General features: G+C 58.8%; 5 protein-coding genes. All 5 read right to left on the bottom strand.

From position 1 onward, the window contains the following. On the bottom strand, positions 1 to 7,522 hold a 7,522-nt coding region (locus WC600_18190; GenBank protein ID MFA4904661.1), incomplete at its 3' end, for an SDR family oxidoreductase. Between the two features lie 45 nt (positions 7,523 to 7,567). Next, on the bottom strand, positions 7,568 to 8,689 hold the full coding sequence (locus tag WC600_18185) for a hypothetical protein (protein MFA4904660.1): 1,122 nt from the start codon (positions 8,687 to 8,689) through the stop codon (positions 7,568 to 7,570). A 216-nt stretch (positions 8,690 to 8,905) separates the two neighbouring features. Next, the gene (locus WC600_18180) at positions 8,906 to 10,333 is read right to left on the bottom strand and encodes a radical SAM protein (GenBank protein MFA4904659.1); all 1,428 of its coding nucleotides are present in this window, start codon (positions 10,331 to 10,333) and stop codon (positions 8,906 to 8,908) included. 214 nt (positions 10,334 to 10,547) lie between these two features. Beyond that, on the bottom strand, positions 10,548 to 10,709 hold the full coding sequence (locus WC600_18175; protein ID MFA4904658.1) for a DUF3096 domain-containing protein: 162 nt from the start codon (positions 10,707 to 10,709) through the stop codon (positions 10,548 to 10,550). Positions 10,710 to 10,924: 215 nt separating this feature from the next. Further along, a partial coding sequence (locus tag WC600_18170) for a Thivi_2564 family membrane protein (protein ID MFA4904657.1) occupies positions 10,925 to 11,190 on the bottom strand: 266 nt, incomplete at its 5' end.

Genomic DNA, 11,190 nt, shown 5'->3' with positions numbered 1-11,190 from the left:
TAAGAACCTGGGCCTGATCCATGGGCGGCGTCTGCAGTTCGTCCAGCCGGACCGGAAAATCCGTCAGCCCCTCCTCGAGATAGCCTACCGTACCATCGAGGATCACCTGGCCTTGGCAGTGCAGGGTGAAACGGTCCGTCAATCTTCCGGCGGGGGAGATCACCTGGGTTGATAGAGAGACCCCGCACCCTACCTCCCGCAGGGAGGTGTTGGCTCGGCGGCAGAAGATTTTAGCAGTCCGCGGCGTCCCGGGAGGACATTGGATCATGTCCAGGAAGCGCACCTGGCGGACTCCTCGCACCTGCAGGTGGGGATACAGGATCCGGGCGGCTTCCATGAAGGTCTCCAGAACCATGGCGGCTGAGACCAGAGGATGCTCGCCGAACTTGAGGGGCCGGTGATCCTCGAGCCAAAGGTCCTGCTCCCGGGAAAAGGATCTGACGGCTTCCAGCTGTTCCCGGCGCAGGTCCAGGGAAGAGATGCGGTCGATCAGGGGAAAGTCTTCGGGGCTAAAGGCCACGGCGCCGCCGGCCAGCTCTCCCCGGGGCGCCGGGGGAATTGTCTCATTGAGCTGTGCGGTTTTTACGGGTGGCAGGGTCCGCATGAACATCACCCGATCGTCGTCGGCCGGGGCTACCGAGAGCTCCCGGCAGAAAAGCCCGGCCAGCTCATTTACCTGGATGTACGCCACGCCCTTCCGCCGCATCAACTCCCGGACCGCCGGATCCGCGGCCATGCCCGCGCCCTCGACCGGAGGCAGCATCAAGGCTTTGAACTGGATGGCGCGGTTTTTCCGCCCGAGGTATCTGAGTAGCGCCGTCATCATCCGGTTGGCGGCCGCGTAGTTGGACTGGCCAGGATTCCCCAGGATCGCTGCGCCCGAGGACAGGCCCACGAAAAACCTCAAGCCCGCCCCCTCCGCCGCCGAGAAGAGATGCCACGCCCCCAGAAATTTGACGTCCGCAACCATGGAGAGGTCATCCACGGTCATTTGGCTGAGGAGACCGTCCCGGAGGACTCCAGCCCCGTGAATAATGCCGTCGATTCTGCCGTAACGGCTTGCCATCTCGCCCATGATCGCCCGGACCGCGTCGGGGTCGGTGACATCGCAGGTATGGTATGTGGCCTCGATCCCGGCGGCATGCAAATCCGCCAGGGTCTGAGCCATCTCCACGGCTCGGTTGTCGGCAGTGAACGTCTCAGCAGGCGCAGGCTGGGATCGCGGCTTGACGGGATTGATTTTTTGATCCAGCGGTGTCCTCCCCAGAAAGACCAAGCGGGGCGTGAAGGGCGCCAGACTGCGGGCCAGGTGGGCGGTGATGCCCGCGGCTCCCCCGGACATGACTATTACGTCTCCAGAACTCAGATGCAGACTTGCCGGACCATTGAAGAGGGACGGGGCGACGCTCCCCTCCGAAGTGAAGACCCTGCCATGCCGATGAATCATCTCCACCACGGGGTAGCCTCGATCCAGAGCGTCGCCGAAGGCGGCGCGCAGGTCGGTATCTCGGTCGACGGTCAGGGTGCGAAACTGGACCGATGGGTATTCCTGGGCGGCGCACAGCAACAGTCCGAGCATCCCCTCCACCGGCAGCCCGTCGAGAGTTTCGGTATCTTCCCCGGAATGGATCAGCACGACGAATTTCTTAGCCGATGATTGGAGAAATGCCTGCAGGACGAGAAAGAGCCCCCTGAGAAGCTGCGCCGCCTCTCCCAGGTCTCTTAATCTTGCCGATCCGCCTTGTGGGAGGGTGATGACCAACCCGGCGAGGGACGCCAGCCCCGTTATTCTCTTGGCAGCCCGGGAGGACCCGGCTTCAGTCAAAAGGTTGCAGCTCTCTAAACCCAGATCCAAGATCCCCGGCATGAAGTGCAGGGGAACCGTCTCCACCCCGTAATCCAGTCGGAGGATGTCTCCCACACTTCCAGCCAGGCGGTCATCCCGGTCAGGTGAGAGCAGGAGGACTGACTCGCCCGGGCTCAATTCCAGGGGCTTGGAGACCGCCGGCTCCACCTCGGCCTGGTGGAATACGAGCCGCTTTAAACTCGCCTCCTCCGCTGAGGGCTTCAGGATTTCGGCCCGCCCCGGGCCCGGGTCAACTGGCTGAGCGACCGGCCGTAGGCCGGCGCCTCCCTGCCTGGCGACGATCTCGGAGATCTTCTGGGCGATGTCCTTCACGGTACGGACATGGATAAAATCCTCCAATTCGATGGTAATCCCGAATTGGCGTTCCGCCGCATCCATGATGATCGGGAGACGGCTGGAGCGGATGGAGAGGTCCCGCCTGAGATCCATGTCGGGTTCGATCTCGTCCCGGTTGAACCCGGTAGCCTCCATGATGATGTGAATCAGCGTCTCCAGATGATCCTGGCGCCCAGGCGCCGCATCGAGGGCAGGAGAGGCCGGTTCCGGAATCGCCAGGATAGGATCGGGAGGCGGGGCTGCCGGTTCTTCACGAGAGATCGGCTGCTGGCCTGCGGGGGGCCCGGAACCCCGGAGTATGGACTGGATAACCGCGGCCAGATCGCCTGCTTGGAAGGTTGGGTCATGCTCTTGGCGGATGGCTGCCAGGAGGTTGGGTTCAAAGGAGCGGCCGTAAGTCTCTAGCACGAAGCGGTTGATTTCCCTTTGAACGATCCTTTCCACCGGCTTAAAGCCTAGGGGCTCAGGTTCCAGGGGGCGCAACCCGGGTGCCAGGGCGTTGGGGGGAGAGGCGGGAGCCTTCCCGAATCCGGGTAGGGAAACAAACCTCGGTTCCCGGGGAACCGGCAGATGCCCTTGAACGAAGAGTTGAGCCAGGGCGCTTTTGCACGTAAGGGCCTCGGCCGCGGGCAGGCAGGTCTGGATGCAGGCCGGTTCAGGGAGCGTGTCATAGATGAGCCCACTTAAAATATCGCCGGGGCCCACCTCGGTGAAAAGCCGGATTCCATAGTCACTCCACAGGGTCTGGACGTTCTGCAGCCAATGGACGGGAGATTCCAGGTGGGCCATTAAGATTCGCCTGATCTCACCGGGATCGGCTGGGAAAGGCGCCTTGGTCGTGTTGGAGATAACGGGGATTTGGGGGGCATGAAAGGGGATGGGGGCGATGTACGCCTCGAGTTCATCCCGGATGACCCTCATAATGGGGGAGTGGAAGGCCATGCTGACCCGTAAAAGGGTGAACCGGTATCCCATTTCCTTCAGCCGGTTACCAAAATTTTTCACCGCTTCAGTCTTGCCGCTCAGCACGACCTGGTTCGGGGCATTAATATTGCTGATGTAGACCTGCTCATGTCCCTGTATCATCTCTTGCAGCAGGTCCAGGGGGGCGTCCACGGCCGCCATGACGCCGGGGTCCAGATCCATGGTCGCGGCCTCATCCATGCAGAGGGCTCGCTGATTGACGATGCGGAAGCCGTCCTCCAGGGAATAGACCCCGGCCAGACACAAGGCGGTCAGTTCGCCCAAACTGTGCCCGGCCAGAGCCACCGGGCGGATGCCCAGGGACATGAGGTATCGGGCCATGGCGTATTCCAAAGTGAACAGGGCCGGTTGCTGCCACCGGGTCTTCTGCAGGCTCTCCTCTTGATCGTGGAACAGCAGGTGCAGCAGGTCGAAGTCCGCGGCTGCGGCCGCCCGATCCATCCATTCCTTGATGACGGGAAAGGACTCGTAGAGCTCTCGCCCCATGCCGGCATAGTGATACCCCTGCCCGGGAAATACCAGGGCGAGGGGCAGGACCGGCTGATCTTCACGGCTCAGGAAGATCCCCTGTTGCGCCCACGACCTCAGCGCCTTGGAAGAGACCATGCCGTCCCCGGACAGCGGGGTTGACCTCTCGATGACCGTGAGCGCCTCGGCTGCGGATGCCGCGACCACGGCCAGCCGCCAGTTACGGCCATCCATCTCGGTCCTGAAAAATGAGACGCCCTGGAGTGCGGGAGAACCCAAACCCCGCTCCCGGCCGGGGGCGACCAGGATCGTATCCGCGGCATCCATGGCCTGCTCCACCTGCACGACGTAGTTGGAACCTCCAAACCCGAAGGCATTGACCTGAAGCCTTCGGGGCCGGCCGTTCCGGCACTCCCAATTGAGCGGCTCCGGGGCGATGATGAGCCCCGATCTTTCCAGGTCGATTTCCGGGTCCGGATGCAGATAATTGAGGGTGGGAGGAAAAACCCCCGCCTGCATGGCCATCACGCCGCGAATGAGGCTGTTGATGCCCGACGCGCCAAGGGTGTGTCCGATCTGGGATTTGAAGGAAGTGATCACGGTGCGCTTGGCGCCATTGAAGAAAGCCTTCAGGGCCCGGGCCTCCTCCACGTCTCCTTGCCGGGTGCTCGTGGCATGGCATTCCACCAGGTCCACGGCCTCGGGCCCATACGGCAGCCCTTGAAAAGAGGCGCGGATGGCCATCTCTTGGGAAACGCTGGAGGACTCCACCATACCCAGATGGTTGTTGCTCGCGCCCATACCGGTGATGACTGCGTGGACTAGCGCCCCGCGGGCGCGGGCTATGCTTTCCCGCTCGATGACGATTATGCCCCCGCCTTCACCGAGAACCATCCCCTCTCTTTGAGCATCGAAGGGACGGGAGGTCTCGGGGGCAGGTCTTTCCTGTCCGGACAGCCCGAAAAGTGCCCCCAGACCGGAGAATTCCAGAAAATGCAAGTGGTTGAGAAGCTCCTCGGCTCCGCCGACGACGGCTGCATCGATGATGCCGTTGTGGATCATCTGGATGGCGCTGTACAGTGCGACCAGTGAGGTCGCACAGGCGGCGGAGACCGAATAGCTGGGCCCCATGAACCCGTGGCGGTTGCAGATGAACCCGGCCGCGGCACAGTTGAGTCTGCCCAGGAGGGTGGTGTCGTCCGGAGCCAGGCGTCCGGACTTTATCTCCTGTTCAATGGCGCTCTCCTGATCCGGCGTCAGGGGAACCGCCCTTTTGATATCGGCGAGGAGGTTGCAAATGTTGGCCCGGATGGTGATACCGGCGAGAGTCCCCGCCGCCTCTCCCGAGTTCTGGGAGATGAGGACCCCGATCCGCTCCCGGGGGATGTCTGACAAAAGGAGGCCGGAGGTCCGGATGGCCTGGTCCGCCAGCCACATGGTGATCCTGGTGGCCTCGGTCATAGTCCGGAAATCATGGGGGGGAATCCCGAGTTCAGTCCGGGAGATCTGCAAGTCTTGGAAGGCGCCCACTTTGCAGTAGGTCTTGTCGGGAACGTACGGGCGCGGATCATAATAAAGCTCGTGATCCCACCGGGAAGGCGGAACCTGGGTAATCCCGCTCTTCAGGGCCAGGCTGGCCGCCCAGACCTCCTCCGGGCTCTTCCCCAGGGCATTTACGAGGCTCATCCCGGTAATGGCCACCCGGTCAGGCGCGTCTTTTTGGGGCGTAACCCGCGACGACCCAGGGCCAACCCCGAAGGCTGGGGTTTCTCCGGCAAGCCCGGGGCCGGGTGGAGATGGCGGGATTGAGTCGGTCGCCCCGGCAAAGGGCTGCTGCAGCTTAAGCGGGCCCGCGGCCATCTCCCGGTGAAAGGACTGCAGCTTCCGGACCTGATGGATTAGGCCGGCGCAGGCCCCACTCATGAATTGCCCGCGTTCACGGCAGGCGCGCTCCGAAAGAGGGGCCCCGCCTGGCCGGTCCAGACCCCGGGCCGCCGCGAAAAGGCTCCCCGCGGTCATCTCCTCCATTTTCGTCCGAAACGCGGCCTCGTCCTGGCGGCCCGCGGCAAACTCCCTCTCCAGGGACAAGATCGCCGCCGTTCTCGGGGTCCTCAAGGATCGCACCCGCAGCCCGGTGTCCTGGCCGGAGACGACGGTTTCCCCCGGGGGCGATTCCAAAATCATCTGTTGATAGAGCGCCGTCAAGGCGTGGGTTTCCACAATCTCCTGGGTGGCCAGATAGGCGGTGCCCATCTGGATGGCGTCCGCCCCAAGCAAGGCGGCTATAAACGCGGTCTCCCGATTGAAGAGGCCTCCTGCCAGGATCACGCGACAATTTTGGCACAGAGATGGGTGGCGCCGTTTCAGATTCACCACCATTTGCGCCAGGGTGAGGGTGCTATGTGGCCCCACATGGCCGCCGGCCTCATACCCCTCGCAGATCACGTACCGGACGCCGGCTTCCAGGGCGAGCCGCATCAGGGCCTCATCCGGCGCGATATACATGACTTCCAGGCCGCATTCCAGCATTTCTTTTAAGAAGGAGAGATTACCTCCGGCGAGCACCACAAAACGAGGGCGGTGTTGCTTTATCCAGGCCAGATGCACCTGACGGCAAGGGTTTTCCGCCAAAGACACGACATTTACGGCATAGGGGCGCCCCCCCATGATCTCCGGCAGGCCCCCCAGCCTCCGGTCAAGGGCTGCCGCGTCCATCAGGCCAAGGGCGACGGTGGGCAGGCCCCCGGCCTCGGCAACCATTGCGGCAAACTCCGGGACCTCGGTGATCCAGGACATGGCGCCCTGGATAAAGGGGTAGAGAGTGCCCATCTCCTTGGCCACCGGGCTGTCCAACCAGACATCCTTTCTCATCTCAGCCAAGCGGCAGGCGTGGCGAATCTCGTCCATGAAGGCTTGTACGGCCCCTTCGGTTCCGGCCCCAAAACGCTGCACAAACGACGCCGCAAAGGTGGCCTCCACCCCCAGGGGGATGACCTCATCCTGGCTGAACTGGCTCGCCAGAGGGTGAAGGGCCCTGGCCTGTACCCGGTTGACGAAGGCACGGCGGGTTTCCTCCGTGATCTCGGCGCCGCACTGCGAGTTCTCGAACGCCTTGATCTCCTTGAAAGCCAGAGAGTTCCCTTTGTTGAACAGGCGACAAGGAACTTGCAGGTCCAGGCCCACCAGATCGGTGGAATCCAGGCGGAGTATAGAGAGGCGCTGGCGTTGCCGATCATCAATGGCAACCAGGTCGGTCAGCCAATGGACGCTCTCGAAGACGATCCCGGCGGCCCCGGTGGCCAGGAAGGCTGCAGCCGCTTCAGGGGTGGCTATGCCTCCCCAGATAAGGATGTCCAGGGAAGTAGAGGCGCTGTGCCGCATTTCCTTGACCGTCGCATAGAGAGCCAGGGTCGTCTCCCCGCTCACGAATCCGGAGGCCTCGCAGCCCTTCAGGACGATGCGCCCGATTCCCGAACCATCCTGCAAAACCGCGGCCAGGAAATTTAAGTCCCCGATGATCGGGAAACAACGGTGGTTTTCCGATAATTCCCGCAATTTCTCCAGAACGGTGGAGGGATCTCCTCGGGAACACTGGGAGTGGCATTCTACCCAGATATCTTGGACGCCGGTTTCCGTCAACCATGGTCCCAAAGATGGATCCATCAAGGTAGAAGCAGAAATCTTGATATCCCTTACCTGGCCGGCAGGGTCAGCCTTTCGTAAGAAAGGACGCAGCGCTTCCACCCCCATCGTGGAAACATCGAAGATAGCCCGGCTCCCGGTGCGATGAGCCATTTGCGTCACCGGTGGGATAATCTCCTCGGGCCGCCAGACGAAAGCGATAATGGGGGCTCGATGCTCAGCCACTAGGTCCAGACCTCCGTGTCAACGCCAACCCGTTAACTTTTGAACTTATGCAGACTTTCTGTAGAGGCGATATTTCTTGTGGGCTTTGACCCCGGCTTCCTCTATCAAAAAGTTGATCGACTCGTTGTCCTCCAGGCACCAGCCCATCTCCAGATAATGATATCTCCCTTTTTTTTTCACGATTTCATTGAGGTGGTGGGTGGCTAACATGGGGAATCCCAGTTGCCGGTACTCCTCCTTGACCCCGAAGATCAACCCCCGCAAGCCCCTGACCTCACTCCGATATATGAACAGCTTAAGCAAACCCAGCGGACCGACCCGCCCGTTGAGCCGCTTGAGCAAAGGGTTAATGTCGGGTAAGACCACGCAGACCGCGACAGGTTCCTGTTCATAATAGATAAAGAAAGCCAGGTCCGGATCCGCGAATTTCATCACGCTCTTTTGAATAAACCGTATTTCCTTATCGCTTAAAGGGGCGAAACCCCAGTTAGCCGACCAGGAGTCATTGTAAATCTCCTTGATCAGCTGGAACTCGGAGTCCTGATACTTAGGATGGACGTGCCTGATGTGAACCCCCTTTTTATGCGCGAGCCGTTCAGCCAGTCGCTCCATCCATTCGGGAACTTGGAAAGGGGTTTCTATCAGGGAAGCCAGCAGGTCCTTCTCTTTGCTGAAACCGCACGATTCAACCAACCTCGCGTAGTATGGCGGGTTGTACGTCATCCCTAACGACGGCGGATAATCAAATCCCTCAATGAGCAACCCCGCCTCGTAATTAAGAGAGGGGTTCAGCGGGCCTCTTAGGAAGGTCATGCCCTTCTGGCGCACCCAGGTTTCCACGACAGAAAAAAGGGCCGCGGCTGCCGCCGGATCGTCAGTGCATTCAAAAAATCCCCAAATGCCCATTTTTTCGCCGTGGAACTCATTATAATGGCGGTCTATGATGCCCGCGATTCGGCCCACCGTCTTCGCACCGCGCCGGGCCAGAAAAAGGCTGCGCTCGGCAAACTCCCAGAAAGGATGCCCGAGGGGGTCTAACATCCGGCGAACATCCCTTTTAAGAGGAGGCACCCATTTAGGGTACTCAGCATAGATCTCCCATGGCAGGTCAATGAAGTCTTTTAGTGCCGATCCTCCTTCCACGGCAACGATTTCCAGGTCGGCCAAGGTGGTTCCTCTCGAGAAATTAGTACGCAAACCTTATATGAACCAGCAATTAAGTCAAGACACCTTAATGCAACATTCGGCAGGGAATTTTAAGGCGCTGAAATGCTGACACCCTCGAATGGTTACGGCTATTAATATTATATATTCTACGCAACGGTAATGGACTTTATAAAATATCAATATACCATTCAGATATGATTAATAAATGTGCAATTATTAATTTCTTGGCTGCATAAATTGCGGTAGGAGATCACGAGCTACATTGGCTAATCCCTCGGCCACCACTTTTCCTAAGCTGCGCAGAAAGTATCGCATATGGTTACGCAAAAGTATATTGTTGACAATCAGGGATACTTTGAAATTGCTCTTAAAGCCCAAGCCCCTCATCAGGTGGTAAAGTTCGTCCCTGCTTAGATGTCGGGTGCGAATGTTACAGTGGAAGCCGTCGTACTTCTGATAATCATCCACGTTGACAACTAGGCCGGCCTCCAGGAGTTCTCGGCGCACCGGGGTTTTGGGGTAAGGGGTCAGGTACTGGGAATAGATTAAATCCGGTTTAAGGTCTTCAATCATGCGCCAGTTATGAATCACGGTTTCCCGGGTATCCTCCGGATACCCCGAAATTAATCCGGCGATGATCGCGATGCGGTGCTGCCGCAGCAGAGCTGCGGCCCGGCGGTTGGTCTCGGGATTCGTGGGCTTCTTCATGTCCTTCAGGGAATCTGCATCCATGGACTCGAACCCCACAAAGGCGATACGAAAATTGGCCTGATCCATTTCCGCCACCAGTTCGGGGTGGTGGGCGATCCCTGTGGCGCTCACCTGAGTCAGATAGCACAAGTCATTTAATTGGTTTTGGACAATGGCCTGACAGACTTGGCGAAAATGGTTAATGTCATAGGTAATGTTGTCATCGACAAAAAATACCGCCTTGAAACCCTGGTCTCGAATAGTCTTAATGTCGGCAATGATGCGCTCTACGGGAAACCGCCGGAAAGTATGGCCGTACATCTGGGTGATGGAACAGAATTTACAGTTATAAGGGCAGCCCCTGGAGGTTTCGGCCACGTCCATGGGCATATCTAAAAAATAAAAGCCGTTGGCCAGTCTGGCCTGGCGCTGAGGCAAGGACAGGGTATCCAGCTCTAGCAGCGGACGGTGGGGATTGTGTACCCACTCTTTGCTCTGGCTATAACTTAAGCCCATGATGGCGCCCAGATCTGGGGCTGGTTTCTCTAGTTCCGTAACCAATTCCCGAAAGGTGGTCTCCCCTTCACCCCGGACCAGGAAATCCAGGGGTAATTCTTCTGCATCCCCAGTCAGTTCACGGGCCATCAGGCTGGCATGGTAGCCACCGGCCACCAGTTTAATGGTGGGGTCAAAGCCGCGGATAAAGCGGGCCACACGCAATAGGGTATCGAATTGGAAGGTCATGGCGCTCAGGCCTACCACCTGTGGACGTAAACTGGCAAGAGCCTGGCGCAGCCCGGCCTCGAAGTGCGGCTTGAAAAGTATCAGGTCAAGGACCCGAACCTCATGTCCCGGCAGATTACCGGCCAGGGAAATGATCGCCAAGTTGGGAAGACGGGTGAAAAAATCGATAAATTGAGCGGTATCAGGCATGGATAGGAGCAAGACTCTCATTTAACTCTTCTTTAAAGCCCGTTTAGTAGGTTCCTAAGATTATTCGCCTGGCGGCGGGGGCGGCCAGGCAACAACATACCAATCAACCGCTAATCGTCATCGGCCTAGTCAACCGGCCCCAACTTGCCCTTTTCCCTTGCCGTCAATTCCATCCCTTCCATGGCCCCAAGCCCTGAATGCCAAGAAAGGCTACTTTTTTTATGGAGTGCAAGGATTATCGGCTCCACCATCTCGAGGGCCGCGCCCCCATCAGACCCAGTACGCCGATGACAATCAGATAAACCGCCACAATAATATTCAACAGGGCGGGTTGAATCAATATCAATATCCCGGCGATTAAAGCCACGACTGGCCCGAGGTATGGCTGGTATGGCATGGGCTCCTCCTTTAATTCGAGATTATTCGTTTGTCTAAAATTGCTGTTTGAAACCAATCGTTCGAGTTTGCCCCCAAAGAATAACCCTAGTTCTCGAAGGCAGCCATTTACACTATCACGACAAACCCGGAAGAACAGGATTTCTAATCATTACTATCGTCCTGGGCGCCCTGGTTAAGCAAAAAAGGACGTCCTCTGGCGCTGCACCAAGACAGTTACTTCCCGATGCGGATCTTGGAGAGTTCACCAATGACCCCAAAAACGCTCAGGAGCCACAGGACCACGGCAATGACCACGACAGCATTCAAGATCGACTTAATGGAGCCCGCCATGGGGATGTATGAGTTGACGAGCCCGAGAAGAACCCCAACTACGATCAGGACCAGCACCACATGGATCAAAGGCATGATCTCCTCCTTCTTTTGTTTGGAGATTGGAGCAGCGAAGAGGCGGCAGCCCATCTGCATCTGTCCCCAAATTG

The sequence above is a fragment of the Desulfobaccales bacterium genome (assembly GCA_041648175.1).
Lineage (GTDB): Bacteria > Desulfobacterota > Desulfobaccia > Desulfobaccales > 0-14-0-80-60-11 > 0-14-0-80-60-11.
This window is presented reverse-complemented; position numbering and strand designations above follow the sequence as displayed.

Coding starts and splice junctions, on each gene's coding strand:
- WC600_18180 (MFA4904659.1), bottom strand. CDS start 10,333: ATGAGAGTCTTGCTCCTATCCATGCCTGATACCGCTCAATTTATCGAT.
- WC600_18175 (MFA4904658.1), bottom strand. CDS start 10,709: ATGCCATACCAGCCATACCTCGGGCCAGTCGTGGCTTTAATCGCCGGG.